Here is a 26,722-nt window from a genome sequence, read left to right as displayed (position 1 = left end):
GACGTGACCACTATCGACAAGACCCTCAACGTCCCGGCACAGCGTCCCTCCGGAGACGAGTCCGGCGCGCTGCTCGAAGTCCGTGATCTGCACGTGGAGTTCCACACCCGCGAGGGTGTGGCCAAGGCGGTCAACGGTGTCAACTACTCGGTGAACGCGGGCGAGACGCTCGCCGTGCTCGGTGAGTCCGGCTCCGGCAAGTCCGTGACCGCGCAGGCGATCATGGGCATCCTCGACATGCCGCCGGGGAGGATCCCGCAGGGCGAGATCCTCTTCCACGGCCAGGACATGCTCAAGATGTCCAACGAGGAGCGCCGCAAGATCCGTGGCCAGAAGATCGCGATGATCTTCCAGGACGCGCTCTCCGCGCTCAACCCGGTGCTCAACGTCGGCTACCAGCTCGGCGAGATGTTCCAGGTGCACCAGGGCCTGTCCCGCAAGGACGCCAAGCTCAAGGCCATCGAGCTGATGGACAAGGTCAAGATCCCGGCCGCCAAGGCCCGGGTCACCGACTACCCCCACCAGTTCTCCGGCGGTATGCGCCAGCGCATCATGATCGCCATGGCGCTCGCCCTGGAGCCGGACCTGATCATCGCGGACGAGCCGACCACCGCGCTCGACGTGACCGTCCAGGCCCAGGTCATGGACCTGCTCGCGGAGCTGCAGCGCGAGTACAACATGGGCCTGATCCTGATCACCCACGACCTCGGCGTGGTCGCCGACGTCGCGGACAAGATCGCGGTCATGTACGCGGGCCGCATCGTCGAGCAGGCCCCGGTGCACGAGATCTACAAGCGCCCCGCGCACCCCTACACCAAGGGCCTTCTCGCCTCGATCCCGCGCCTGGACCAGAAGGGCCAGGACCTCTACGCGATCAAGGGCCTGCCGCCCAACCTCCTGAAGATCCCGGCCGGTTGCGCGTTCAACCCGCGCTGCCCCCAGGCGCAGGACATCTGCCGTACCGAGGTCCCGGCCCTGCTGCCGGTGACCGAGAAGGACGGCACCGACCTGGTCGGCCGCGGCAGCGCCTGCCACTTCTGGAAGGAGACGATCCATGGCTGAGCTCGCCAAGAAGGACGAGGCTGTGGACGCCACTCCCAACGTCACCGACGTCGTCAAGGCGGACGCCTCCACGACCACCGAGGTCGAGGCGATCCTCGACGCTCCGGTCGACCGGGGCGAGCCGATCCTCCAGGTCCGCAATCTGGTCAAGCACTTCCCGCTGACCAGCGGCATCCTGTTCCGCAAGCAGGTCGGCGCCGTCAAGGCCGTCGACGGGGTCTCCTTCGACCTCTACCAGGGCGAGACCCTGGGCATCGTCGGCGAGTCCGGCTGTGGCAAGTCCACCGTCGCCAGGCTCCTGATGACGCTGGAGCGGGCGACCGCCGGCGAGGTCTTCTTCAAGGGCCAGGACATCACCAAGCTGTCCGGGCGCGCCCTGAAGGCGGTCCGCCGCAACATCCAGATGGTGTTCCAGGACCCGTACACCTCGCTGAACCCGCGCATGACGGTCGGCGACATCATCGGGGAGCCGTACGAGATCCACCCCGAGGTGGCTCCCAAGGGCGACCGGCGGCGCAAGGTCCAGGAGCTCCTGGACGTCGTGGGTCTCAACCCCGAGTACATCAACCGGTACCCGCACCAGTTCTCCGGCGGTCAGCGCCAGCGCATCGGCATCGCCCGCGGCCTCGCGCTGAACCCCGAGATCATCATCTGCGACGAGCCGGTCTCCGCCCTGGACGTGTCCGTCCAGGCCCAGGTCATCAACCTGATGGAGAAGCTGCAGAACGAGTTCAACCTGTCGTACGTGTTCATCGCGCACGACCTGTCGATCGTCCGGCACATCTCCGACCGGGTCGGCGTCATGTACCTCGGCAAGATGGCCGAGATCGGCACCGACGAGCAGATCTACGAGCACCCGACGCACCCCTACACCCAGGCGCTGCTCTCGGCCGTCCCGGTCCCCGACCCGGACGCGCGCGAGCACCGCGAGCGGATCATCCTCACCGGTGACGTCCCCTCGCCCGCCAACCCGCCGTCGGGCTGCCGCTTCCGCACCCGCTGCTGGAAGGCGGAGGACCGCTGCTCCACCGAGGTCCCGCTGCTCGCGATCCCGGAGCGCTTCCAGGGTCTGGACAGCCCGGTGGCGCACGAGTCGGCGTGCCACTTCGCCGAGGAGAAGGACGTAGTCGGCGCGGCTCAGTAGTACCGAGCACCCACGGGTGGGCCCGCGGTTCCTCACCGGAACCGCGGGCCCACCCGTTTCTGCGCCCGTACGGCGCTGGTAAAAGTGCGCTACCTCCACTTCTGGGGTGATATTTGGGCCTAAGTGAGACTTGGGACTTGAATGGGACTCTAGGAGGACTCCATGCGCGGAGCCACGCACGCCAAGTGGGCCGCAGGTGCGGTGGTCGTCGCCCTCGCGGCGACGGCCTGCGGCGGGGGAGGGAGCAGCGGCGGCGGTGGCGCCGAAGGGATCGTCAGCTCCTCCTGGGGCGACCCGCAGAATCCGCTGGAGCCCGCCAACACCAATGAGGTCCAGGGCGGCAAGGTCCTCGACATGCTGACGCGCGGTCTCAAGCGGTACGACCCGAAGACCGGCGAGGCCAAGAACATGCTCGCCGACAAGATCGAGACCTCGGACTCGGAGAACTTCAAGATCACCCTCAAGGACGGCTGGACGTTCTCCAACGGCGAGAAGGTCACCGCCAAGTCCTTCGTGGACGCCTGGAACTACGGCGCGAACCTGAAGAACAATCAGAAGAACGCCTCGATGTTCTCCTACATCGACGGCTACGACCAGATCCACCCCAAGAGCGGCGCGCCGGCCAGTGACACTATGTCCGGCCTCAAGGTCGTCGACGACAAGACGTTCACGGTCAAGCTCAACCAGAAGTTCTCCACCTGGCCCGACACCCTCGGCTACCCCGCGTTCGCGCCGCTGCCGAAGGCCTTCTTCGACAACCACGCGGCCTGGCTGTCCAAGCCCGTCGGCAACGGCCCGTACACGGTGGACTCGTACACCAAGGGCTCCAAGCTGTCGATGCGCAAGTGGGCCGGGTACATGGGCGAGGACAAGGCGCAGAACGGCGGCATCGACCTCAAGGTCTACACCGACAACAACACCGCCTACACCGATCTGACGGCCGGCAACCTCGACCTCGTCGACGACGTGCCCGCCTCCCAGCTCAAGAACGTGAAGGCCGACCTCGGCGACCGGTACATCAACACCCCGGCCGGCATCATCCAGACGCTCGCCTTCCCGTACTACGACGCCGCCTGGAACACCCCGAACGCGGCCAAGGTCCGCAAGGGCATCTCCATGGCGATCAACCGGCAGCAGATCACCGACACCATCTTCCAGAAGACCCGCACCCCCGCCACCGACTGGACCTCGCCGGTGCTCGGCGAGGCCGGCGGCTACAAGGCCGGGCTCTGCGGGGACGCGTGCAGCTACAACCCCGCCGAGGCGAAGAAGCTCATCACGGAGGGCGGCGGCTTCCCCGGCGGGCAGCTGAAGATCGCGTACAACGCGGACACCGGCTCGCACAAGGAATGGGTCGACGCCGTCTGCAACAGCATCAACAACGCCATGGGCAACGACAAGGCGTGCGTCGGCGGGCCGGTCGGCACCTTCGCCGACTTCCGCAGCCAGATCACCCAGTCCAAGATGTCCGGCCCCTTCCGGGCGGGCTGGCAGATGGACTACCCGCTGATCCAGAACTTCCTCCAGCCGCTGTACTACACCGGCGCCTCCTCCAACGACGGCAAGTGGACCAACGCCGAGTTCGACAAGCTGGTCGACGAGGCCAACGCCGAGACCGACAAGGCGAAGGCGGTCGCCACCTTCCAGCAGGCCGAAGGGGTCCTCAGGGACCAGATGGGCGCCATCCCGCTCTGGTATCAGAACGGCAGCGCCGGCTACTCGACGCGCGTCTCCAACGTCTCGCTGAACCCGTTCAGCGTCCCGGTCTACGACCAGATCAAGGTCGGCTGACGCTGCGGGGCACTCCGCCCGGCGCGCTCAACCAGGCGCCGGGCCAAGCCCGTTGAGAGTTCCGACGACCCGCGGAGGGCCTCATGGGACGGTATGTGATCCGGCGTCTGCTCCAGATGATCCCGGTCTTCTTCGGGGCCACGCTGCTGATCTTCCTGATGGTGAACGTGATGGGGGACCCGATCGCGGGCCTGTGCGGCGACAAGGCCTGCGATCCCGCCACCGCCGCCCAGCTCAAGAAGGAGTTCGGCCTCGACAAGCCGGTGTGGCAGCAATACCTGACCTACATGGGGAACGTGTTCACCGGCGACTTCGGGACCGCGTTCAACGGCCAGAAGGTCACCGAGCTGATGTCCACCGCCTTCCCCGTCACCATCCGGCTGACCGTCGTGGCGATCCTCTTCGAGATCGTCATCGGCATCAGCCTCGGCGTGGTCACCGGGCTCCGGCGCGGCCGGCCCGTCGACACCGTCGTCCTGATGCTGACCCTCATCGTCATCGCCATCCCCGTCTTCGTCACGGGCCTGCTGCTCCAACTGCTGCTCGGCGTCGAATGGGGGGTCATCAAACCCACGGTCCAGCCCGAGGCCCCGTTCAACGAACTCCTCATCCCCGGCCTCGTGCTGGCGTCCGTCTCACTGGCGTACGTCACCCGGCTCACCCGCACCTCGATCGCCGAGAACTCGCGCGCCGACTACGTCCGTACCGCCGTCGCCAAGGGGCTGCCACGGCGGCGGGTGATCACCAAGCACCTGCTGCGCAATTCGCTGATCCCCGTCGTCACCTTCATCGGCACCGACGTCGGCGCCCTGATGGGCGGCGCGATCGTCACCGAGCGGATCTTCAACATCCACGGCGTCGGCTACCAGCTCTACCAGGGCATCCTGCGCCAGAGCACCCAGACCGTGGTCGGCTTCGTGACCGTGCTCGTCCTGGTCTTCCTGATCGCCAACCTCATCGTCGACCTTCTGTACGCCGTACTCGACCCGAGGATCCGCTATGCCTGAGCCGTACGACGACGGAGCGATCGCCGGGACGGGGGCCGGCGGGGCGATGGACCTCGCGGCGAGCGAGGCCGCGACTCTTGAGAAGACCCCTGGGGGCCCGCTCGGCACAGGACCGTCCGAGAAACCCCGCTCGCTGTGGTCGGACGCCTGGCGCGACCTGCGCCGCAACCCCGTCTTCATCATCTCGGGCCTGGTCATCCTCTTCCTGGTCGTCATCTCGCTGTGGCCCTCCCTGATCGCCGACGGCAACCCGCTCCAGTGCGACCTCGCCAAGGCGCAGCAGGGCTCCCAGCCCGGCCATCCCTTCGGCTACAACGGGCAGGGCTGCGACGTCTACACGCGGACCGTCTACGGCGCCCGCACCTCGGTCACCGTCGGCGTGTGCACCACCCTCGGCGTCGCCCTGTTCGGCTCGTTCGTCGGCGGGCTCGCCGGGTTCTTCGGCGGCGGCTGGGACGCGCTCCTCTCCCGCGTCACCGACATCTTCTTCGGCATCCCCGTCGTCCTCGGCGGCCTGGTCTTCCTGTCGGTGGTCACCTCCGCCACCGTCTGGCCGGTCATCGGCTTCATGATCCTGCTCGGCTGGCCGCAGATCGCCCGCATCGCCCGCGGCTCCGTCATCACCGCCAAACAGAACGACTACGTCCAGGCGGCCCGCGCGCTCGGCGCCTCCAACTCCCGCATGCTGCTCCGCCACATCGCGCCCAACGCGGTGGCCCCGGTCATCGTCGTGGCGACCATCGCACTCGGTACGTACATCGCGCTCGAAGCGACGCTGTCCTACCTCGGTGTCGGCCTCAAGCCGCCCACCGTGTCCTGGGGCATCGACATCTCGGCCGCCTCCCAGTACATCCGCAACGCCCCGCACATGCTGCTGTGGCCGGCCGGGGCGCTGGCGGTCACGGTGCTCGCGTTCATCATGCTCGGCGACGCGGTGCGCGACGCCCTCGACCCCAAGCTGCGTTGAGGAGCCAGACCATGCTGCTCGAAGTACGGGACCTCCAGGTGGAGTTCAAGACGCGGGACGGGGTCGCCAAGGCCGTCAACGGGGTCAACTACTCGGTGGACGCGGGCGAGACCCTGGCCGTGCTCGGCGAGTCGGGCTCCGGCAAGTCCGTCACCGCGCAGGCCGTGATGGGCATCCTCGACATGCCGCCCGGGCGGATCGCCGGCGGCGAGATCCTCTTCCAGGGCAGGGACCTCCTGAAGCTCAAGGAGGACGAGCGGCGCAAGATCCGCGGCTCCGAGATGGCGATGATCTTCCAGGACGCGCTGTCCTCCCTGAACCCGGTGCTCAGCGTCGGCGACCAGCTCTCGGAGATGTTCACCGTCCACCGCGGCATGTCCAGGAAGGACGGCAAGGCCAAGGCCGTCGAGCTGATGGACCGGGTGCGCATCCCGGCCGCCAAGGAGCGGGTCGGCCAGTACCCCCACCAGTTCTCCGGCGGCATGCGCCAGCGCATCATGATCGCGATGGCGATGGCCCTCGAACCGTCGCTGATCATCGCCGACGAGCCGACCACCGCCCTCGACGTCACCGTCCAGGCCCAAGTCATGGACCTGCTCGCCGAGTTGCGGCGCGAGCTGAACATGGGGCTCATCCTGATCACCCACGACCTGGGTGTCGTCGCCGACGTCGCGGACAAGATCGCGGTCATGTACGCGGGCCGCATCGTCGAGCAGGCCCCGGTGCACGAGATCTACAAGAAGCCCGCGCACCCGTACACCAAGGGACTGCTCGAATCGATCCCGCGCCTGGACCAGAAGGGCCAGGAGCTGTACGCGATCAAGGGCCTGCCGCCGAACCTGATGCACATCCCGCCGGGCTGCGCCTTCAACCCGCGCTGCCCGATGGCCCAGGACGTCTGCCGCACCGACGTGCCGCCCCTGTTCGACGTGGCCGCCGGCCGGCAGAGCGCGTGCTTCTTCTGGAAGGAGACCCTCGATGGCTGAGGCCATTCTGGAGGTCAGGGACCTGGTCAAGCACTATCCGCTGACCCAGGGCATCCTCTTCAAGAAGCAGGTCGGCGCGGTCAAGGCGGTCGACGGCGTCTCCTTCGACCTCGCGGCCGGCGAGACGCTCGGCATCGTCGGCGAGTCCGGCTGCGGCAAGTCGACGGTCGCCAAGATGCTGGTCAACCTGGAACGTCCGACCGCCGGGCAGATCAAGTACAAGGGCGAGGACATCACCCAGATGTCCGGGCGGGCCCTGAAGGCCGTGCGCCGCAACATCCAGATGGTCTTCCAGGACCCGTACACCTCCCTCAATCCGCGCATGACGGTCGGCGACATCATCGGGGAGCCGTACGAGATCCACCCCGAGGTCGCCCCGAAGGGCAACCGCCGCCAGAAGGTCCAGGACCTCCTGGACGTGGTGGGGCTCAACCCGGAGTACATCAACCGCTACCCCCACCAGTTCAGCGGCGGCCAGCGCCAACGCATCGGCATCGCACGGGGGTTGGCGCTCCAGCCCGAGATCATCGTCGCGGACGAGCCGGTCTCGGCGCTCGACGTCTCGGTGCAGGCCCAGGTCGTCAACCTCCTGGACCGCCTCCAGAACGAATTCTCCTTGTCGTACGTCTTCATCGCCCACGACCTGTCCATCGTGCGGCACATCTCCGACCGGGTCGGCGTGATGTACCTCGGCCGGATCGTCGAGATCGGCCGCGACGAGCAGATCTACGACCACCCCACTCACCCCTACACCCAGGCCCTGCTCTCCGCGGTGCCGGTCCCCGACCCGTCCGCGCGCGAGCACCGCGAGCGGATCATTCTGACCGGGGACGTGCCCTCGCCCGCGAACCCGCCGTCGGGCTGTCCTTTCCGTACGCGCTGCTGGAAGGCGCGGGAGCGGTGCGCCCTGGAGGTGCCGCTGCTCGTGGTACCGGCCGAGTTCCGCCTGGCGGCGGGGCCGGCCCATCACCCTTCGGCGTGCCACTTCGCGGAGGAGAAGCGGGTGGTTCCGACGGATGCCGACCGAGAGTAGGGGCTTTTTGCGCAGTTCCCCGCGCCCCTGGACCCGCCTTCGACCGCGGGCCGGTGGGGGCTGGTCGCGCAGTTCCCCGCGCCCCTTGGCGGCATGCCCCTTGAGGCGACGGCGAAGCCGAGCACTCTAGGGGCGCGGGGAACTGCGCGAGCAACCACGCACGGTCCGCACCCGAACATCAAGGCCCCGCGCCTGCGGTGTGACTGGGGTGCGCGGGCCACGGGCCCCGCTCCGAGCGGAGGCTCAGGCTCCGGTCAAGGGGTGGTGTCCGTCGCCTCCTCGATCGCGGCGAGCGCCGGGTCGAGGACCACGTCCTCGTCCCGTGCCGTGATCGTCGGTTCCTCGGGGAAGTGGCACGCCGTCAAGTGCCCCTCCCGGTTGCCCTCGATGCGTGTCAGCGGCGGCGTCTCCGTGGCGCAGCGCTCCCGTGCCTTCCAGCAGCGGGTGCGGAACCGGCAGCCGGACGGCGGGTCGACTGGCGAGGGCACGTCCCCGGCGAGCCGGATGCGTTCGCGGCCCTCGCCCTCCTCGTCCACGACGGCCTCGGGCACCGCCGAGAGCAGGGCGTGCGTGTACGGGTGGCGCGGGCGCCGGTAGATCGACTCGCGGTCGCCGACCTCGACGATCCGGCCCAGGTACATGACCGCGACCCGCTGCGAGAAGTGCCGCACGATCGCCAGGTCGTGCGCGATGAAGAGGAAGGCGATGTCCAGCTCCCGCTGGAGGTCCTGGAGCAGGTTGACCACCTGCGCCTGGATCGACACGTCGAGCGCCGAGACCGGCTCGTCGGCCACGATCAGCTTGGGCTCAAGGCCCAACGCCCGTGCCACACCGATGCGTTGACGCTGGCCTCCGGAGAACTCGTGCGGGAAGCGGTTGTAGTGCTCCGGGTTCAGGCCGACGGTCTCCAGGAGCTCGCGGACCCGCCGCTCCACGCCGCCCGGCGGCTTGATGGCGTTGACCCGCATCGGGTTGGCGATGATGTCGCCGACCGTCTGGCGCGGGTTGAGCGAGGCGTACGGGTCCTGGAAGATCATCTGGATCTCGGACCTGATCGGCGCGAGGTCCCGGCGGGAGGCGTGGGTGATGTCCCGCCCGGCGTAGACGACCTTTCCGGCGGTGGGCTCCAGGAGCCGGGTGACCAGGCGGCCGGTGGTCGACTTGCCGCAGCCGGACTCGCCGACCAGGCCGAGGGTCTCGCCCCGTCCGATGCTGAAGTCGATCCCGTCCACGGCGCGCACATCGCCGACGTGCCGCTTGAAGAGGAAGCCCATGTTGATCGGGAAGTACTTGACGAGCCCGGTCACTTCGAGCAACGGGCCCGTGCCGCCGGAGCCGGACGCGCCGCCCCGCTGCTTGACGAGACTGGTGGCCTTCTCACTCATGGCGATGTCCCGCATCCTTGTCAGCCATCCTTGTCAACGCAGCCTCGGGCGGATCTGTTCGGTGAAGATGGTCTCTTTCTGATGGACCGTCAAGTGACAGGCGGCGCCGCGTCGTTGGTCCTCCGGCAGGTCGGGCCGGACGGTGCCGCAGGTCCCCTCCGCCACCTCGCCGGTGAAGCCGCACCGGGGGTGGAAGGGGCAGCCCGGCGGTGGTGAGAGCAGGCTCGGCGGGGCGCCGGGGATCGGCATCAGCGGGGTCTCCACCGAGGAGTCCAGACGCGGTACGGAGCCGAGGAGCCCCCAGCTGTAGGGGTGCTGGGGCCGGTGCATGACCTCCTTGACGGTGCCGCGCTCCACGCACCGGCCGGCGTACATCACCATCACCTGGTCGGCGGTCTTGGCGATCACCCCGAGGTCGTGGGTGATGATGATGATCGCGGCGCCGGTCTCCTGCTGGAGGTCCTTGAGGAGGTCGAGGATCTGCGCCTGGACCGTCACGTCGAGCGCGGTGGTGGGCTCGTCGGCGATCACCAGCTCCGGGTCGCAGACCAGCGCCATCGCGATCATGGCGCGCTGCCGCATGCCGCCGGAGAACTGGTGCGGATAGTCGTCGACGCGCAGCTCGGGCTGGGGGATGCCGACCTTGCGCAGCATGTCCACGGCCCGCGCCCGCGCCTCGCGGCGGGAGGCTCCGGTGTGCTTCATGAACGGCTCGGCGATCTGCCGGCCCACCGTGTAGAACGGCGAGAGCGCGGCCAGCGAGTCCTGGAAGATCATCGCCATCTTCTTGCCGCGCAGCCGGTTCAGCTGCCGCTCGGTGGCGCCGGTCAGCTCCTGCCCGTCAAGGAGGATCTCGCCCTGGATCGTGGTGTTGCGCGGATTGTGCAGCCCCAGGATCGCGAGGTTGGTCACCGACTTGCCGGAGCCCGACTCGCCGACGATGCCCAGCGTGGAGCCGCGTTCCAGATCGAAGGAGAGGCCGTCGACGGCCTTGACGGTGCCGTCCTCGGTGGCGAAGTGGACGTACAGGTCGCGGACCGAGAGGAACGAGGACGTCGGTGTGGACGCCGGTTCGGCGAGGGGCTGGCTCAGGGTGGACACAGGTGGTTCTCCTGAAGGTCTGCGGGCGTCAGGCGAGCCTGATCCGGGGGTCGATGAAGGCGTACGCCAGGTCCACGACGATGTTGCAGACGACGATGAGGGAGGCGCCGATGAGCATCACGGCCATCTCCAGGGGCAGGTCGCTGCGGAGCACCGCCTCCACCGAGAGCAGCCCGAGGCCGTGCAGGCCGAAGGTGACCTCGGTGATGATCGCGCCGCCGAGCACCGCGCTCAGGTCCACCCCGAAGATGGTGATGATGGTGGCCATCGCGCCCCGCAGCGCGTACCGCAGGAAGACGTAGCGGGACGACATGCCCTTGGCGCGGGCCGCCCTGATGTGGTCCTCGGAGAGCTGCTCGACCATCAACGACCGCGTCTGGCGGCTGTAGTTGGACCAGAAGATCACCGAGAGGACCAGGCAGGGCAGGATCATCCCGCTGACCGAACCCCAGACGTCGTGCGCCCAGTCCACGTCGTGGCCCCGGTCGAGCCAGCCCAGCTTGGTGGAGAAGAAGAGGATCGCGAGCGGTCCGATGAAGTAGATCTGCACCGACTGCCCGAGCAGCGAGGTGGCGCTGGCGATCCGGTCGAAGACGGTGCCCTGGCGCCAGGCCGAGATCAGGCCGAGCGAGACGCCGACGGTGAGGAAGACCGCGGCGCCGCCGACCGCCAGGGTCAGCGTCGTCGGATAGCTGTCGGCGATCGTGCCCCAGACCGGCTGCTGATTGGCGAAGGAATAGCCGAAACAGGGCGCGGGGCAATCGCCGATCGGCATATGACGGCCGGCGAATATGCCCACCATGTAGTGCCAGTACTGCGTCCAGATCGGCAGATCGAGCCCGAGGTTCTTGCGGATCAGGGCGACATTCTGCGGATCACACTGCTTTCCGCAGGAGAGCAGCGCCGGATCGGACGGCAGGAAGAAGAAGAGGAAATACGTGATCATGCTGATCAGAACCAGAATGACCATGGCACCGAGCACACGGCGCACCAGGAAACGGAACATCGGCTGACTCTTCCGTCGCTATGCGGTTTCCCCGGCCCGGGTTCGGGGCCGGGGAAACCGAGCCGCACGTGCTACTGCTTCACGTAGATCGAGTTCGGGTTGATCGTCCCATAGACCTGGTTGTAGGTGACGCCGCCGAGGCCGGAACCGTACAGGTTGTAGTACTTGTCGAACATGAACGGAATCTGCGACGCGTCGGTCTGGAGCGCGTACTCGGCGAGCTGCTCCCACGCGGCCGCCTGCTTGGGCAGGTCCGTGATCTGGTTGATGCGGTCGATCTCGGAATTGATCTTCGGGTCGTTCAGGAACGAGTAGTTGTTGGTGCCGTCCACGAGGTTGCGGCCGTCCATGGTGGGCGGCACGACCGTCGACCCGTTGGGCCAGTCCGCGCCCCAGCTCGCGCGGTACATGTCGTACTGCGTGTTCACCTTGCCGACCACCGTGTAGTACGAGGTCGTGTCGATGGCCTTGCGGTCGACCTGGAAGCCGGCCTTCTCAAGGGCCTTCTGGATGGTCAGCGTGACGGTGTCCCACTTCGGGGTGTTCGCGTAGGCCAGCGAGATCTTGTACGGGGTGGTGACGCCGGCGTCCTTCAGGATCTGGAGGGACTTGTCGGGGTCGCCCATGGGCTTGGCGAGCTTGCCGAACGGGTCGAACTTCTTGTAGCCGGCCACCGTCGGGCTGAGCAGCGAGGTGCCGAGGTCGCCCTGCGCGCCGCCGCCCATGGCCTGCTGGACCTGCTGCAGCGGGAAGGCGTACTGCAGCGCCTGGCGGACCTTCGGGTTGGTGATCCGCTTGGTGTTGAGGTTGAACACCTCGACGTAGGGCTGGTACTCGTTCACCGTCCGGCTCTTGTACTGCGGGTCCGAGGTCAGCGTCTGCATCTTCGAGGGGTCCGCCGACTGCGCCATGTTGATGGCGTACTTGTCGGTGCCGGTGTCCGCGGCGAGCCGGTTGGTGAGCCCCGGCTCCTGGATGCCGAGCTGGAACTCCCACTTGTCGGGGTAGGCGTTGCGGATCGGGTCGGTCTTCGGGTCCCAGTTGGTGTTGCGCACGAAGGACAGCGACTTGCCCGGCTGATAGCTCGCGATCTTGTACGGGCCGGTGGAGACCGGGTGGTTGTTGTACTTCTGCTTGTCGTCCTTGGCCTTGGGGACCGGCGAGATGTTGGGCATCGCCATCGCGTACGGGGTGTCCGCGTGCGGCTCCAGGAAGTGGAAGACGATCGTCTTGTCGTCGGGCGTGGAGATCAGCGAGTCCGGGATCTCCTTGCCGTCATAAGGACCGGCGTACTTCTTGCGGTAGTCGGTGCCGTAGATCCACTTCTGGACGTACTGCGGCCCCTGCGTCTCGTAGTCGGCGAAGAGCCGCTCGATGCCGTACTTGACGTCCTTGCTGGTGACCGGCGTGCCGTCCTCGAACTTCACCCCGTCCTTGAGGGTGTACGTCCAGGTCTTCGACCCGTCGGAGGGCGTGCCGGTGTCGGTGGCGAGGTCGCCGACCACGATCGTCTTGCCGTTCTTCGGGTCGATCTTGTAGCCGGTGAGCGAGCGGTTGTAGAGCAGCTGCACCGACAGCTGGTCGCTCACGTACTGCTGGCCCGGGTCGAGGTAGTCGAAGCCGGCCTGGTCGAGGCTGTAGGCGGTGCCGCCGGATTTCGCGCCGTCGACCGCGACGGCGGGGCCGGTGGAGTCGGCCTTGGTGCCCACGCCGAAGTTCTGCACCGTGGCCTGTTTGCCCGTGCCCGGGCTCTTGCCGCCGTCGCTCGCCCCGCCGCTGCTGCACGCGGCCGTCAGCGCCAGTGCCCCCACCGCGAACACCGCGGAAACCTGGCGCGCCTTGTCTATTCTCATGAGTTCCTGCCTGTCAGGATGATCGGCTTCAGCGCACGGTCTTGGGGTCGAGAGCGTCCCGGACCGAATCCCCGAGCAGGTTGAACGCGACGACGAAGACGATCATCGCGATGCCCGGGAAGAACATGAAGGTGAGATCGGAGTCGTAGTACGTGGCCCCGGACTGGAAGAGCAGGCCCCAGTCGGGCGTGGGGCTGTGGACCCCGACGCCGAGGTAGGAAAGCCCCGCCTCGGCCGTGACGTTGACCGGGAGCAGCAGGGTCGCCTGTACGAGCACGGTCGACCAGATGTTGGGCAGCAGCTCCTTGCGGATGATCCGCGCGCCCGAGGCCCCGCTGAGCCGCGCCGCCTCGATGAACTCGCGCTCGCGCAGCGAGAGCACCTGGGCACGGATGAGCCGGCCGATCGTCATCCAGCCGAGGACCAGCTGCACCAGGATCAGCGCCACGACCCGCACGTAGGCGGGCTCCTCCTCGGTGGGCGAGACGAACAGGGCCACGATCACCGGGGTGAAGGCGATGAAGAACAGCTGCTGCGGGAACGACAGCATCAGGTCCGAGAACCGGCCGAGGAAGTAGTCGGCCCGGCCGCCCAGATACCCCTGCACCAGGCCGATGAGGACGCCGATGACCACCGCGATCATGGTGACCGCGAGGGCGATGAGCAGCGAGGTGCGAATGCCGTAGATCAAAAGCGTGAACACGTCGCGGCCGAGCTTCGGTTCGATGCCGAACCAGAAGTCGCCGTCGATCCCGCCGTTGGGCTTGAGCGGAATGCCGTAGCTGTTCAGGAGCCCGCGGTCCTGCCCGTACAGCTGGTAGGGATCTTTTCCGTACACCTTGGATATGAGTGGAGCGGCCACGGCGACCAGGATGAATCCGAGAACCGTAAGGGCACACAGGATTCCGACCTTGTCGCGTTTGAACCGGATCCACGCGAGACGCCCGGGTGAGCGTCCGACAAGTTCGCTTGACTTCGCTTCGGTACCGTCGGCCGGGCCGGGGGCGTCACCCTCTCCGGGAAGTGGATCGGATGGCTCCATGGCAGCTCTTGTGGAACTCGTCATTTCGCATTGCCCTCCGCACAGGAAGGATTCAGCAGCGCTGTCGCGTCATTTGTTGACCGGAACATTCATGCGTGCGGCGGTGCGAGTCAAGAGGTTGGTGCAGGCCGAGGTGAACTCATCGCCTTACTTGGTCGAAGATTTCATTCTTCGGTGCGGCCGCGTGCTTGACAGCCTCCCGGCTTATCCGGAATCTCATGCTAAATGGCCATCAATTTCCGTAACACGAGGGCAACATGCCGGTCGCGGCGCCGATATACGGACATGGCACGGTGAGCACCGTACGGCCGTGCGGGTGCCGTGGGCCGGCCGGGTCGCTTTCGTGGCCCGGCCGGCCGTCACTCGGGACTATTTGAGCCCCAACGACCTGCGCAGGAAGTCGACTTGGAGCAGCAGCAGGTTCTCCGCGACCTGCTCCTGCGGGGTCATGTGCGTCACGCCCGTGAGCGGGAGCACCTCATGGGGGTGGCCCGCCGCCAGGAGCGCGGAGGACAGCCGCAGGGAGTGCGCCACCACCACGTTGTCGTCCGCCATGCCGTGGATGACCATCAGGGGGCGGGCGGGATTCGCCCGGTGGGTCAACTCGCCGTTCCTGACAAGGGAGTTGGCGTCATACACCCCGGGGTTCTCGGACGGGAGCCCCAAGTACCGCTCCGTGTAGTGCGTGTCGTACAGCTCCAGGTCCGTCACCGGTGCCCCCGCGATGCCCGCGTGGAAGACATCGGGCCGCCGCAGCACGGCGAGCGCCGACAGATAGCCGCCGAAGGACCAGCCCCGCATCGCCACCCGGCCGAGGTCCAGGGGGTAGGTGCCCGCGAGGCCGTGCAGCGCCTCGATCTGGTCGTCCAGGACCAGCGTGAAGTCGTTCTTGACCGCCTTCTCCCAGGCGGGGGAGCGGCCGGGGGTGCCCCGGCCGTCGGCGACGACCACCGCGAAGCCCTGGTCGGCGAACCACTGCGAGGCGAGGTGAGCGTTGTGCGCGGCCACCACCCGCTGTCCGTGCGGTCCGCCGTACGGATCCATGAGTACGGGCAGCGGTCCGTCCGATTCGCGATAGTGGGACGGGAGCAGTACGGCGCACGGGATCCGCCGTGCGCCCCCTTCGGTCAGCCGAAGTCGCACCGGGGGCCCGGGAGTTGCGGCATACGAGACGATCTTGGCCAGTTCCTTGCCGTCCCGCAGCACCCTGACGTCCGTCCCCGGGCGGTCGGGCCGGGCGGAGCTGAGCACCGTGATCGCCCCGCACCGCACGGCCGAGTGGACGCCGGCGCCGTCCGAGACGCGTTCCGTACCCAGCTCATTGACCCGGTACACATGGATCTCGCCGATCTCGGGAGCACCGGCGGCCGACGGAGCCTTCACGCCTGCGGACGCGGAGATCAGGACGTCGCTCGCGCCGATGTCGAGCACCGCCCTGACGTGCAACCGCCCGCCGGTCAGGGCCCGGTCGCCCACGGCGAGGACGCGCGCCCCGCCCTCGTCGGCGATCCGGACGAGCCGCCCGTCGGGCGCCCAGGCCGGGACGCCCGGCAGGAGTTCGAGCCAGTCCGCGTCCTCGTCGACGTGCACGGTCCGGGTCGCGCCCGAGCCGGGGTCGACGGCCAGGTGGAGCTGGGTGCGCTGGTCCCGGGACTGCACGAGCAGCAGCGGCGCCCCGTCCGAGGACCAGTGGACCCGGGCGAGATAGGGGTGGCGGACCCGGTCCCAGACGACCTCGGTACGCGTGCCGTCCAGCGCGTACAGGAAGAGCCGCACCTCGGCGTTGGGCGTGCCGGCCGCCGGATAGGCGACCCGCACGGGCTCCCGTTCGGGGTTGGCCGGGTCGGCGATCCACCAGCGCCGCACGGGCGAGTCGTCCGCGCGGGCGACGAGCAGGCGGTCCGATTCGGGGCTCCACCAGTGGCCGCGCGAGCGGGACATCTCCTCCGCGGCGATGAACTCGGCCAGCCCGTACGTCACTTCGGGCGACTCGGGCTCGGCGAGCGCCCGGTCGTCGTCGCCCTCGGCCCCCACGACCCGCAGCGCGCCCCGCGCCACATAGGCCACATGGCGCCCGTCGGGGGAGGGGCGGGGGTCGAGCACCGGGCCCGGCACCGGCAGTTCGCGGGCGGTCCCGGCGCGCAGTTCGGCGGTGAACAGCCGCCCGGACAGCGCGAAGGCGGCGAGCTCGACGGCCGCGTCAGTGGCATACCCGACGATTCCGGCCGAACCCTCCCTGCTGCGCTCGCGCCGCGCCCGCTCCTGCGCGGAGAGCCGCTCACCCTGACCGCCGAGCAGTGCGCCGGGGTCCGCCGCGATCCGCTCCGTACCACCGCGCACCAGGTCGAGTACCCAGAGCCCGTTGCTGCGGTCGGTGCCGGACGGCGAGCGCAGGAAGACGATCCGCTCCCCGTCCGGCGACACGGTGAAGGCGCGGGGCGCACCGAGGGTGAAGCGCTGGGTCCGTGCTGAGTGCCGGGGGAACGAGAGCTGCCCGGGGTCCTCGGGATGCCTGGATGCGGTCGTCGTCATGAGGGGAACCTAGCCGCCACGGCGCGGCCCGCCCAGGTACGAGCCGCGTGCGCCCCTCGTGCGCCCGTGCCCCGATCAATGCGTTCCCACGGAAAGTTATGATCCGTAGCGCTCAGTGGGTATGAACCTGCTGGCTGTATGCGCGCTGATGGGTCCGTCCGACCACCGGAACAGATGGAGGTGAACCGCCGTGGCACTCTCGATTTCGGCGGTGGTGCTGCTGGCGATCGTCGTCTTCCTGCTGGTCCGGAAATCCGGGCTGAAGGCCGGACACGCGGCGGTCTGCATGCTGCTCGGCTTCTATCTGGCGAGTTCGTCCATCGCCCCGACCATCAGCCAAGTCACCAGCAACGTGGCGGGGATGATCGGCGGGATCAAGTTCTAGCCGTCCCCCGAGCGCCCGTAGCCCGTCCCGAACGCCGCCGGAGGTCCGGCGGCGGGGGCGCGGTCCGGCCCCGGCCTCGTAGGCTGGGGCCATGTCGGAACTCCCCGCCCGCCGTCTTCTCCTGGTGCACGCGCACCCGGACGACGAGTCGATCAACAACGGCGCCACCATGGCCAAGTACGCCGCCGAAGGCGCGCACGTCACCCTGGTGACCTGCACCCTGGGCGAGGAGGGCGAGGTCATCCCGCCGGAGCTCGCCCATCTCGCGCCCGACCAGGAGGGCGGCCTCGGCGCCCACCGGATCGGCGAACTCGCCGCCGCGATGAAGGAACTGGGCGTCACCGACCACCGCTTCCTCGGCGGCCCCGGCCGCTTCCGCGACTCCGGGATGATGGGCGTCGAACAGAACCGCCGCGCCGGCGCGTTCTGGAACACCGACGTGGACGACGCGGCCGCGTACCTCGTAGAGGTGATCCGCTCCGTGCGTCCCCAGGTCCTCGTCACCTACGACCCCGACGGCGGCTACGGGCACCCCGACCACATCCAGGCCCACCGGGTCGCGATGCGCGCCGCCGAACTCGCCGCCGAGTCCGGCTACCGCCGCGACCTGGGCGAGCCGCACACCGTCGCGAAGATCTACTGGAACCGCGTGCCCCGCGCGGTCGCCGAGGCCGCCTTCGCCGAGCTGCGCGCCGCGAAGACGGACTTCCCCGGCATCGCCGCCATTGACGACGTACCGGGTGTCGTGGACGAGCCGGACATCACGGCCGAGATCGACGGCACCGCGTTCGCCGCCGCCAAGAGCGCCGCGATGCGCGCGCACGAGACCCAGATCGTCGTCCAGGGGCCCTACTTCGCGCTCTCCAACGACCTGGGCCAGCCGATCTTCACCACCGAGTACTACCAATTGGCGGCGGGCGCCCCGGGAGTTCCGGCCGGGCGGCGCGAACACGACCTGTTTGAAGGTGTGGGCAAGTGAGTAAACGTACCGCCATGGATGACACGAGAACGGGCGGCGGCGCCGCGCGCATCGCGCTGTACCTGCTGCTCGTCGCCCTCGGCGCACTCGTCGGCGTCGCCGGGGCGCTCGTGCAGACGGCCTGGTTCCCGGGCGGCCTCGCGCTGTCCCTCGCCGGAGCCGTCGGGCTCTTCTACTCCGGTACGCAACTCATGGGCGGCCGGGGCGGGGTGGGGGCGCCCGCGGCCGGCTGGCTGGTCGCCGTCATCCTGCTGACCGCCTCGCGCCCCGAAGGCGACTTCGTGTTCGGCGCCGGAGCCGGCTCGTACGTCTTCCTGCTCGGCGGGATGGTTGCAGCTGTGATCTGCGCCACGATCGGTGGATTCCAGCAACCCGGCGGTCCGGCCGCCCGACTTGGCGAGTGACGTGCGCAGTCGCGACGACGCAGTAGAAGGTGACGGGGCGCGCCCTCTCCGGCCCGCCCCGTTCGGAACGACGGCGGCCAGTATGGTGGTGCGCGCCGCCGAGCCGCCCGTACAGAGGCATCACAAGAACGAGACCGGGTGGCGGAGCCAATCGGGAGAGAACCAGCCTTGAGTCGTGAAACTGAGAGTTCGTCCTCCGGCCCCAAGGGGCGCGGCGCAACCGGGTACCCCTCGGGCACGCCGCCGTACGGAACCCCGTCGGCCGCGGGCCAGGGCGCTCCTGAAGCCGCTGCCGAGCCGGACGAGCCGAAGACCGAGACCACGCTGACGACGCGGATCCGGATCAACATCCCGGGCTCGCGGCCGATCCCGCCGGTCGTGGTGCGTACGCCGATGAGCGACACCGCCAAGCCGGCGGACGCGGAAGGCGTGAGCGAGCGCACCGGTTCGGTGCCCAGGCCCAAGGCGCCCGAGCCGGAGCCCGAGGAGCCGGGCGCCGAAGAGCGGCCCCCCAGCAACTGGTTCGCCCCGCGCAAGGCCCCGGCGGCACCCGCCCCTTCGGCGACCCCGCCGGCCGGCACCCCGCGGCCGGACCTTCCGTACTTCTCGGATGGTTCGGGCGGTTCGGGCAGTTCGGTCGGCGGAACCCCGAGCGCCGATGGACCCGGCCGCGTCGACGGCTCGGACGGGGCGCGTCCCGGTCCGCCGTCCGGCCCGACCACCGGGCCCGTCACCGGGAACGCCGCGCTGCCCGTCCGGCCCGTCGGCAACCGCACGGGCATGGGCCAGGGCGCGGAGCTGAACTCCCGGACCGCCGAGGGCTCGGTCTTCGGCGCGGGCTCCGATCAACTCCCGGGCCAGGGGCCGGAGTTGGGCCGTGGGCCCGGCGAAGGGCCGGGCCCCGACAGGGGGTTCGGCGACGGACCGCGTCCCGGCGGCGACGGCGTACGTCCCGGCCAGGACTTCGGCCGGAACCCGGCGCAGGGTCCCGGTGCGGGCGGCGGCCCCTTCGCCCCCGGCGGGCAGAGCCCCGCCCCCGCCCTGTCCGACGACACGGCGATCCTCACCCCGCAGCCCCCGGCGCCGAGCCCGCTCACGCACACCGTGGGCAACCCGCTCGCGAACCCGGCCGTCAACCCGGCGGCGCCCGCGTCCGGCGGCCATGTCTCCGGCGACACCCTGACCAGCGGCATCCCGGTCGTCCCGCCGGAGCACCGGGGCGCCTCGTTCCCGCCCGGCCCCGGCGGCCCGAACCTCACGCCGCCCCCCGGCTCCGACTTCGACTTCGACGAGGCCGAGCCTCCGGCCCCGCCGCAGCGCACCAGTACGCCCCCGGCGCCCGCCAAGAAGAAGGGCCGCTCCAAGCTGGCCCTGCTCGGCGGCGGCCTGGTCGCCCTGGTCGGTGTCGCGTACGGCGCCGGCCTCGTCCTGAACCACTCCGAGGTCCCCAAGGGCACGACCGTGCTCGGCGTCGACATCGGCGGCGGTACCAAGGAGGCGGCCGTCTCCAAGCTCGACCAGACCCTCGGCAAGCGCTCCAACCAGCCCCTGAACCTCACGGTCGACGGCAAGCAGGCGCAGCTGAAGCCCGAGATCGCGGGGCTCTCGCTGGACAGCCAGGCCACCGTGCGGGCCGCCGCGGGCAGCGACTACAACCCGGTGTCCGTCATCGGCTCGCTGTTCGGCGGCAAGCGGATCGCCGAACCGGTCATCCCGGTCGACGAGGAGAAGCTCGGGGTCGCGCTGACCGACCTCGCCGGGGCCTCGGGCTCGGCGACCGAGGGCACGATCAAGTTCGTGCCGGGCAAGGCCGTCGCCGTGCCGGGCAAGGCGGGCAAGTCGCTCGACGTGAACCGCTCGATGATCTCGGTGAAGGACGCGTACCGGACGATGGTGCAGACCGGCAAGGCGGACCCGGTCGCGCTGCCGGTCGCGGTCCGTCAGCCCGCCATCACCCAGGCCGAGATCGACCGGGCGATGAAGGAGTTCGCGCAGCCCGCGATGTCCGGGATCGTCACGATCAAGGCGGGCGGGAAGTCGCTCCCCTTCGGCCCCTCCAAGTCGCTCCCCAAGATCCTCTCGATGAAGGCGAGCGGGGGGAAGCTGGTGGAGGTCTACGACAAGGCCGCCATCACCGAGCTGATCGGCTCCACGTTCAAGGGGATCATGGTCACGCAGGGCGGTCAGAAGCACGAGGTGTCCGCGGACGACGTGGCCAACGCGATGAAGACCGCGCTGCTCGGCAAGACTCCGGCCGAGCGGACGGCGACGGTCGATCTGAACCCGAGCTAGGCGCTCCGCTTCGTACGGTTGGCTCCGCGGGGTGCGGGGGTTCGACTGCGGGCCGGCTGTGGCTGGTCACGCAGTTCCCCGCGCCCCCAACCCCTCTTTCGGGTGCGGGCCGTCGTGGTTGCTCGCGCAGTTCCCCGCGCCCCTCGGCGGCGCTGGGGCTCACCGGGTTCTCACCGGGTGTCACGCCGCGGGCCATGACATTCGTCATGCCGGAGTCACGACGCTCGCCACTGCCGACGTGCCCCGGGGCTGGGCGAACCTTGGGGCATGACGCAGACAGCACCTGCCGCCGAGCGGACCGCACAGTCCGTGGTGAGCTTCGAGAACGTGAGCAAGAGCTACGGCCAGGTCCGTGCCGTGGCCGACCTGTCGCTGCGGCTGCACCCCGGTGAGACGGTCGCCCTGCTCGGCCCCAACGGCGCCGGCAAGTCCTCCACCCTCGACCTGCTGCTCGGGCTCCGCAACGCCGACTCCGGCACGGTCAGCCTCTTCGGGATGACGCCCTCGCAGGCCATCAACGCCGGCAAGGTCGGCGCCATGCTGCAGAGCGGCGGCCTGATGGAGGACGTGACCGTACGGGAGCTGGTCAAGCTCGGCTGCGACCTGCACCCCAAGCCCTATCCGGTGGCCGAGGTCATGGACCGCGCCGGGATCGCGGGGATCGCCGACCGCAAGGTCAACAAGCTCTCCGGCGGCCAGGAGCAGCGCGTCCGCTTCGCCCTCGCGACCGCCGGGGCCAATGACCTGATCGTCCTGGACGAGCCGACCACCGGCATGGACGTCACCGCCCGCCAGGCGTTCTGGGCGACCATGCGCGAGCAGGCGGCCCAGGGCCGTACGGTCCTGTTCGCCACGCACTACCTGGAAGAGGCCGACGCGATCGCCGACCGGGTGCTCGTCCTGCACAAGGGCAAGCTCCTCGCCGACGGCACCGCGGCCGAGATCAAGGCCAAGGCGGGTGCCCGCCGGGTCAGCTTCGACCTGGAAGGCGCCATCGACGAGGCCTCCCTGCGAGAGCTCCCCTTCCTCTCCACCATCGACATCTCGGGCCGCACCGTCCGCATCCAGTCGCACGACGCCGACGCGACGATGCACGCGGTGTACGGGCTCGGCCTCTACCCGCGCAACCTGGAAGTCGCGGGTCTCGGCCTTGAGCAGGCCTTCGTCGCCATCACCTCGGCCGAGGAGGCCAACGCATGAACACCCTCATCAAGCTCGAAATCACCCGCACCCTGCGGAACAAGAAGTTCATGTTCTTCTCGGTGATCTACCCCTCGGCGCTCTACCTGCTCTTCGCGGCCTCGCAGAACAGCACCGACAAGGTCAAGGGAACCGATCTCACCTTCCCCGCCCTGTACATGGTCTCGATGGCGTCCTTCGGCGCGATCACCGCCGTCCTCATGGGCAACAGCGAGAAGATCGCCAAGGAGCGCGAGAAGGGCTGGGTGCGCCAGCTGCGGCTGACCACCCTGCCGGGCCGCGGCTACGTCCTGGCGAAGATCGCCAGTGCGGCCGTGGTGACCCTGCCGTGCATCGTGGTGGTGTTCCTCGTCGCGGCCGGTGCCAAGGGCGTGCGTTTCGAGGCCTGGCAGTGGGGCGCGCTGACCGTCGCCATCTGGGCGGGTTCGCTCTGCTTCGCGGCCCTCGGTGTCGCGATCGGCTACATCGCCAGTGGTGACGCGGTCCGCCCGATCACGATGATCATCTACTTCGGCATGTCGATCCTGGGCGGCCTGTGGATGCCCAGCACCGTCTTCCCGCAGTGGCTGCAGAACATCGCGGAGTGGCTGCCCACGCACGCGTACGCTGCCCTTGGACAGGCCATCGAGCTGGGCAACGCCCCGCACGGCAAGGACCTCGCCATCCTCGTCGTCTACTTCCTGCTCTTCGCGGGCGGCGCGGCATGGCTGTACCGGAAGGACACCCTGAAGGCGTGAGTCCCGTGAACCAGGGCCACAAGGCCCCGGCGGTGCGGATCGGGCTGAGCCCCGAGACGCGCCGCCAGGCGCTGCAGAAGCTGATGTGGGTCGGCATCTGGCTGGCCTTCATGGGCGCCCCGATCGGCGACCTGCTCGACGGCAACCACACCACCGCGCCGACCGTCCTCGGCTGGCTGGGCCTCGCCACCTTCGTGACGGTCTACCTGGCCCTGGTCCTGCGCCACACCGCCCGCCCGCCGGCCCGCGCGACGGTCTACAGCCTCCTCGGCTTCCTGGCGGCCCTGGCGGTCGTACTCTCCCTCACGCTCGGCTCGTCCTGGCTCGTGCTCTTCGTGTACGTGTCGGTGTCGTGCGGGGCCACGCTGCCGATGGCGCTCGCCACGTGGTCGATCCTGGTGGCGACCGCCACGATGACCGCGATCGGGGTACGCGCCACCCACGTCGGCGACGTCGTGCCGGGTCTGGTCATCCCCGCGATCCTGGGCGGCTTCGCGATGACGGGCGTACGCCATCTGATCCGTACGTCGGTGGAACTCCGCGAGGCCAGGGCCACCGTGGCCCAACTGGCCGCCAACGAGGAGCGGTTGAGGATGGCGCGCGATCTGCACGACCTGCTCGGCCACTCGCTGTCCCTCATCACGCTCAAGAGCGAACTGGCCGGGCGGATGCTGCCCGGCCACCCCGACCAGGCGGCCCAGCAGGTGGCCGACATCGAGCAGGTGAGCCGGCAGGCCCTCGTCGACGTACGGGCCGCCGTGAGCGGCTACCGGCGGGCCACGCTGCCCGCCGAACTCGCGGGCGCCCGCACCGCGTTGAGCGCCGCGGGCATCCAGGCCGAGGTGCCGGCCGACGCGCCCGAGGGCCTGCCCGCCGCCGAGGAGGAGGTGCTCGCCTGGGTGCTCCGCGAGGCCGTCACCAATGTCGTACGCCACAGCGGCGCCCGGCACTGCGCGGTCACCATCGGTGAACGCCAGACCCTTGACGGCCGGTTCCTCGAACTGCGCGTCCAGGACGACGGCAAGCCCGGCCCCGGCTCGGCGGCCCCGGTCCCCGGCAACGGCCTGACCGGCCTCGCGGAACGCCTGGAGAAGGTGTCCGGCGTCCTGGATACGGAACCCGGCCGCAAGGGGTTCACGCTGGTCGCCCGCATCCCCTTGATTCCGGAGCCGGCCACGACCCCTCTAGTATCCGGATCATGATCCGACTCCTGCTGGCCGAAGACCAGTCGATGGTCCGCGAGGCCCTGGCCGCGCTGCTCGGCCTTGAGCCGGACATGGAGGTGGTGGCGCAGGCGGCCCGGGGCGACGAGGTGCTCGCGGCGGCCCGCGAGCACGCCGTGGACGTGGCCCTGCTCGACATCGAGATGCCCGGCATGACGGGCATCGAGGCGGCGGCGCAACTGCACCGCGAGCTGCCGGACGTGAAGATCGTCATCCTGACCACCTTCGGGCGCCCCGGATATCTGCGCAGCGCCATGGAATCGGGCGCGGCCGCCTTCCTCGTCAAGGACGCCCCGGCGGCCCAACTGGCCACGGCCGTACGGAAGGTACTCGACGGCGAGCGGGTCATCGACCCGACCCTGGCGGCGGCCGCCCTCGCCGAGGGGGCCAACCCCCTGACCGACCGTGAGCGCGACGTGCTGCGGGCCGCGCAGGACGGCGCCACCAACGCCGAACTCGCCGCCGCCCTCTGCCTCTCGCAGGGCACGGTCCGCAACTACCTGTCCATGGCCATCCAGAAACTGGCGGCCCGCAACCGGGCGGAGGCGGTCCGCATCGCCCGCGAGAAGGGCTGGTTGTAGCGCAGCCCGTTCAGACACAGGCTCTCACTTCTCGAAGTCGCTCAACGCGAGCTCGGCGACGGCCTCTTCCTCGTAGCCCTCGATGGGGCCGAGGTAGCGCGGAAGGCCGGGGTGCTCGGCGCAGAAGGTGACGTACGCGGTGACGGTGTCCTCGTAGAACCCGCCCGTGGACAGCGAGACGTACCCCTTCACGCGCGTGTCCCCGAACTGGTCGTGCGCGCGGCGCAGGGCGAGGCGGGCATAGGCGAGGCACCTGCGCAGCAGGCCCTGGGCGCGCTCGGGGCCGGCCGCGGGAAGGCCCTCGTCGCTCATTCCGCGCCCGTTGACGGAGTACTCCTCCTGTACGGCGTCGACGTAGGTGCCGTGGGTCGTGGCGACCAGCGCCGTGAGGAGCCGGGCCCCGCCGGCACTCGTCGTCCAGCCCTGGCGTACGACGTCGCGGAAGAGCTCCGGGACGTCGTCGGGCCCGAGTCCGGACACATCGGTGCGGGCCAGGAGCCCGGCCATGGCCGTGTTGGTCTGCATGTACCAGCCCGTCCCGCGTCGGGGGTGAAGATCCGCCACACCCATCGTGCACGGTGGGACCCCCGTGATCCACGACCCGGACCTCGGGGGTCCGCGGGTTCAGCAGCTGACCAGGAGCAGGGTCAGGGCCGAGCAGACGTGGACCGCCGAATTGTTGCCCGGGTCCGGGTCGGCGGGGGTCAGGTCGACCAGGGCGGCCGTGACCGGGAGGCTGCCGCTCGCCAGGAGGCCGGCGTGCAGCGTCAGCTTCTTCGAGACGGTGGCGCCGGACGGGATCGCGCCCAGCGCGCAGACGGCGGTCCGGTTCGCCTTGTCGAGCGTGCAGCCGGACGCGGAGGGAGCCGTGAACCCGGCCGGATAGCTGAACCACACCCGGGCGGCGCTGACGGCCGAGGGCCCGGCGTTGGTGACACTCGCGGTGAACGTCGCCGCGTTGATGCCGAGCCCCTTCGGGGAGGCGTCCAGGGTCACGGAGAGGTCGGCCTGCGCGGGGTCGGCGCCGGCCGGGGCGGCGAGGCCGAGCGTGGCGAGGAGGGGGAGGAGCAGCGCGGGGGCGAGGCGGGCGGCTATGGGTCTGAGGCGTGACAAGGTGACTCCTGGCGAGGTCGGGGTGACATGGCTGCGCCGTCCCCAACAGGCCGTTGCGAACGCCTAGTTGAGGGTGCGTCACCAGATTGTGACCGCTGATCTCCGTTCCGGCAGGGTTTTCCCGCCGGGCGCGGATGTTGGCCGGATGCGGCGGGTTCAGCGCCCGGGCCGCCCGCTCCCCGGCCCCACGGCGACCCCTCGCCCCGCGTAGAACCGCTCAAGGTCGGCCCACTGGACATGGGCGAACTCCTGGGAGCGGCCCTGGAATCCGGACGGATTGTGGAAGACCAGGGCGTCGTCGGTCGCCCCCACCGCCAGCACGAGATGCCCGCCCCGGCGTTCCGGGGCCGGCGCGAGCTCACGGATCGAGGGGTGGACGGACAGCATCAACAGATGCCCGGATGTGATGAGTTGAGGGATCTCGGCCGTCGGCAGATGAGGTCGGGCCGCCGCCTTCAGTCCCCATCGCTCGTGGGCGTACGCGGCGAACGGGGCGTAGATCAACCCGTCGAGGCCGTCGCCTCGGCGGACGTACGCGCCCGCCGCGAGGCACTCCTCGGCGAGCTCCATAGGCGTCGGCGCCGAGCCCTGCCAGTACTCCAGTGCCATCCGCAGACAGGCGACTCCGCACAGCCGCCAGGACCACCAGGCGTACTCCTCGGGGGTCTGGGCCCCGTACTTCCGCCACAACGGATCCTGGGCCGCGTCCAGGTCCCCCGTGACGATGCCCTCCACGAGCTCGGGGGAGGCCCATTGGGAGTGGTAGGGGACGGGATGGATGGTGCGGGGGTGGCGGTCGCTCATGGGGGGACCCTAAGCGTGCCGCGCTTTCCTGGGGCTCCGCCCCAGACCCCGTAAACGCCGGATGGGCTGAAGATGCCTGTGCCGCATGCTGCTAG

At 69.5% G+C, this 26,722-nt stretch carries 24 protein-coding genes; 15 read left to right on the top strand and 9 right to left on the bottom strand.

The annotated features are described in order from the left end of the window. The first annotated feature begins 3 nt into the window (after positions 1-3). The 7 genes from ACWC2B_RS15460 (at position 4) to ACWC2B_RS15430 (ending at position 7,990) form a co-directional block, all read left to right on the top strand. Entirely contained in the window at positions 4-1,062 is a 1,059-nt protein-coding gene (locus ACWC2B_RS15460) for an ABC transporter ATP-binding protein (RefSeq protein WP_450716951.1), read from the top strand. Beyond that, positions 1,055-2,206 (top strand): ABC transporter ATP-binding protein, encoded by a 1,152-nt coding sequence (locus ACWC2B_RS15455; RefSeq protein ID WP_450716950.1) that lies wholly within the window; start codon positions 1,055-1,057, stop codon positions 2,204-2,206. Before ACWC2B_RS15460 ends, ACWC2B_RS15455 begins: the two co-directional genes overlap by 8 nt. A gap of 162 nt (positions 2,207-2,368) precedes the next feature. Continuing rightward, a complete protein-coding gene (locus ACWC2B_RS15450) occupies positions 2,369-3,997 on the top strand; it encodes a peptide ABC transporter substrate-binding protein (RefSeq protein WP_450716949.1) in 1,629 nt (542 codons plus the stop codon). Between the two features lie 83 nt (positions 3,998-4,080). After that, a complete protein-coding gene (locus ACWC2B_RS15445; RefSeq protein ID WP_450716948.1) occupies positions 4,081-5,004 on the top strand; it encodes an ABC transporter permease in 924 nt (307 codons plus the stop codon). Continuing rightward, positions 4,997-5,971 carry an ABC transporter permease gene (locus ACWC2B_RS15440; protein ID WP_450716947.1) on the top strand — a complete coding sequence of 325 codons (975 nt, stop codon included), beginning with the start codon at positions 4,997-4,999 and terminating at the stop codon, positions 5,969-5,971. Before ACWC2B_RS15445 ends, ACWC2B_RS15440 begins: the two co-directional genes overlap by 8 nt. A gap of 11 nt (positions 5,972-5,982) precedes the next feature. After that, positions 5,983-6,957 carry an ABC transporter ATP-binding protein gene (locus ACWC2B_RS15435; protein WP_450716946.1) on the top strand — a complete coding sequence of 325 codons (975 nt, stop codon included), beginning with the start codon at positions 5,983-5,985 and terminating at the stop codon, positions 6,955-6,957. After that, positions 6,950-7,990, top strand: coding sequence for an ABC transporter ATP-binding protein (locus tag ACWC2B_RS15430; RefSeq protein WP_450716945.1), 1,041 nt, complete (start codon positions 6,950-6,952; stop codon positions 7,988-7,990). Before ACWC2B_RS15435 ends, ACWC2B_RS15430 begins: the two co-directional genes overlap by 8 nt. Positions 7,991-8,244: 254 nt before the next feature. Here the strand turns inward: ACWC2B_RS15430 and ACWC2B_RS15425 are convergent, their stop codons facing one another. The 6 genes from ACWC2B_RS15425 to ACWC2B_RS15400 all read right to left on the bottom strand — a co-directional run bounded on the left by ACWC2B_RS15425 (position 8,245) and on the right by ACWC2B_RS15400 (position 16,909). Further along, a complete protein-coding gene (locus tag ACWC2B_RS15425; protein WP_450716944.1) occupies positions 8,245-9,375 on the bottom strand; it encodes an ABC transporter ATP-binding protein in 1,131 nt (376 codons plus the stop codon). Positions 9,376-9,408: 33 nt separating this feature from the next. Then, complete coding sequence (locus tag ACWC2B_RS15420; protein WP_450716943.1) at positions 9,409-10,476, bottom strand: ABC transporter ATP-binding protein; 1,068 nt, start codon at positions 10,474-10,476, stop codon at positions 9,409-9,411. A 28-nt stretch (positions 10,477-10,504) separates the two neighbouring features. Continuing rightward, the gene (locus tag ACWC2B_RS15415; RefSeq protein WP_450716942.1) at positions 10,505-11,482 is read right to left on the bottom strand and encodes an ABC transporter permease; all 978 of its coding nucleotides are present in this window, start codon (positions 11,480-11,482) and stop codon (positions 10,505-10,507) included. Positions 11,483-11,553: 71 nt separating this feature from the next. Then, on the bottom strand, positions 11,554-13,335 hold the full coding sequence (locus ACWC2B_RS15410) for an ABC transporter substrate-binding protein (protein ID WP_450716941.1): 1,782 nt from the start codon (positions 13,333-13,335) through the stop codon (positions 11,554-11,556). 28 nt (positions 13,336-13,363) lie between these two features. Next, entirely contained in the window at positions 13,364-14,401 is a 1,038-nt protein-coding gene (locus ACWC2B_RS15405; RefSeq protein ID WP_450716940.1) for an ABC transporter permease, read from the bottom strand. Between the two features lie 345 nt (positions 14,402-14,746). Then, positions 14,747-16,909, bottom strand: a complete 2,163-nt coding sequence (locus ACWC2B_RS15400; protein ID WP_450716939.1) for a prolyl oligopeptidase family serine peptidase — start codon at positions 16,907-16,909, stop codon at positions 14,747-14,749. A 190-nt stretch (positions 16,910-17,099) separates the two neighbouring features. Here ACWC2B_RS15400 and ACWC2B_RS15395 point away from each other — a divergent pair, with 190 nt between their 5' ends. The 8 genes from ACWC2B_RS15395 to ACWC2B_RS15360 all read left to right on the top strand — a co-directional run bounded on the left by ACWC2B_RS15395 (position 17,100) and on the right by ACWC2B_RS15360 (position 24,710). Further along, positions 17,100-17,294, top strand: a complete 195-nt coding sequence (locus tag ACWC2B_RS15395) for a DUF2304 family protein (protein WP_053729969.1) — start codon at positions 17,100-17,102, stop codon at positions 17,292-17,294. A 91-nt stretch (positions 17,295-17,385) separates the two neighbouring features. After that, the gene (gene mshB, locus ACWC2B_RS15390) at positions 17,386-18,273 is read left to right on the top strand and encodes an N-acetyl-1-D-myo-inositol-2-amino-2-deoxy-alpha-D-glucopyranoside deacetylase (protein ID WP_450716938.1); all 888 of its coding nucleotides are present in this window, start codon (positions 17,386-17,388) and stop codon (positions 18,271-18,273) included. A gap of 14 nt (positions 18,274-18,287) precedes the next feature. Beyond that, the gene (locus tag ACWC2B_RS15385) at positions 18,288-18,677 is read left to right on the top strand and encodes a DUF6113 family protein (protein WP_450716937.1); all 390 of its coding nucleotides are present in this window, start codon (positions 18,288-18,290) and stop codon (positions 18,675-18,677) included. Positions 18,678-18,845: 168 nt separating this feature from the next. Then, a complete protein-coding gene (locus tag ACWC2B_RS15380) occupies positions 18,846-20,969 on the top strand; it encodes a hypothetical protein (protein WP_450716936.1) in 2,124 nt (707 codons plus the stop codon). 267 nt (positions 20,970-21,236) lie between these two features. Continuing rightward, positions 21,237-22,169: an ABC transporter ATP-binding protein gene (locus ACWC2B_RS15375; protein WP_450716935.1), complete on the top strand. Its 933-nt coding sequence runs from the start codon at positions 21,237-21,239 to the stop codon at positions 22,167-22,169. Then, on the top strand, positions 22,166-22,906 hold the full coding sequence (locus ACWC2B_RS15370; RefSeq protein ID WP_450716934.1) for an ABC transporter permease: 741 nt from the start codon (positions 22,166-22,168) through the stop codon (positions 22,904-22,906). The genes ACWC2B_RS15375 and ACWC2B_RS15370 overlap by 4 nt, the downstream gene beginning before the upstream one ends. An 83-nt stretch (positions 22,907-22,989) precedes the next feature. Beyond that, positions 22,990-24,108: a sensor histidine kinase gene (locus tag ACWC2B_RS15365; RefSeq protein ID WP_450716993.1), complete on the top strand. Its 1,119-nt coding sequence runs from the start codon at positions 22,990-22,992 to the stop codon at positions 24,106-24,108. Then, positions 24,105-24,710 (top strand): response regulator, encoded by a 606-nt coding sequence (locus ACWC2B_RS15360; protein WP_450716933.1) that lies wholly within the window; start codon positions 24,105-24,107, stop codon positions 24,708-24,710. The genes ACWC2B_RS15365 and ACWC2B_RS15360 overlap by 4 nt, the downstream gene beginning before the upstream one ends. Before the next feature lie 24 nt (positions 24,711-24,734). Here ACWC2B_RS15360 and ACWC2B_RS15355 read toward each other — a convergent pair whose 3' ends face one another. The 3 genes from ACWC2B_RS15355 to ACWC2B_RS15345 all read right to left on the bottom strand — a co-directional run bounded on the left by ACWC2B_RS15355 (position 24,735) and on the right by ACWC2B_RS15345 (position 26,627). Then, positions 24,735-25,235 (bottom strand): hypothetical protein, encoded by a 501-nt coding sequence (locus ACWC2B_RS15355; protein WP_450716932.1) that lies wholly within the window; start codon positions 25,233-25,235, stop codon positions 24,735-24,737. 99 nt (positions 25,236-25,334) lie between these two features. After that, complete coding sequence (locus ACWC2B_RS15350) at positions 25,335-25,823, bottom strand: hypothetical protein (protein WP_450716931.1); 489 nt, start codon at positions 25,821-25,823, stop codon at positions 25,335-25,337. A gap of 156 nt (positions 25,824-25,979) precedes the next feature. Continuing rightward, positions 25,980-26,627 carry a C39 family peptidase gene (locus ACWC2B_RS15345; RefSeq protein ID WP_450716930.1) on the bottom strand — a complete coding sequence of 216 codons (648 nt, stop codon included), beginning with the start codon at positions 26,625-26,627 and terminating at the stop codon, positions 25,980-25,982. Positions 26,628-26,722 lie beyond the last annotated feature (95 nt).

The organism is Streptomyces sp. NPDC001415, assembly GCF_053597395.1.
The sequence above is the reverse complement of the archived record's forward strand: the minus strand, read 5'-3'. Positions and strand labels throughout refer to the sequence as shown.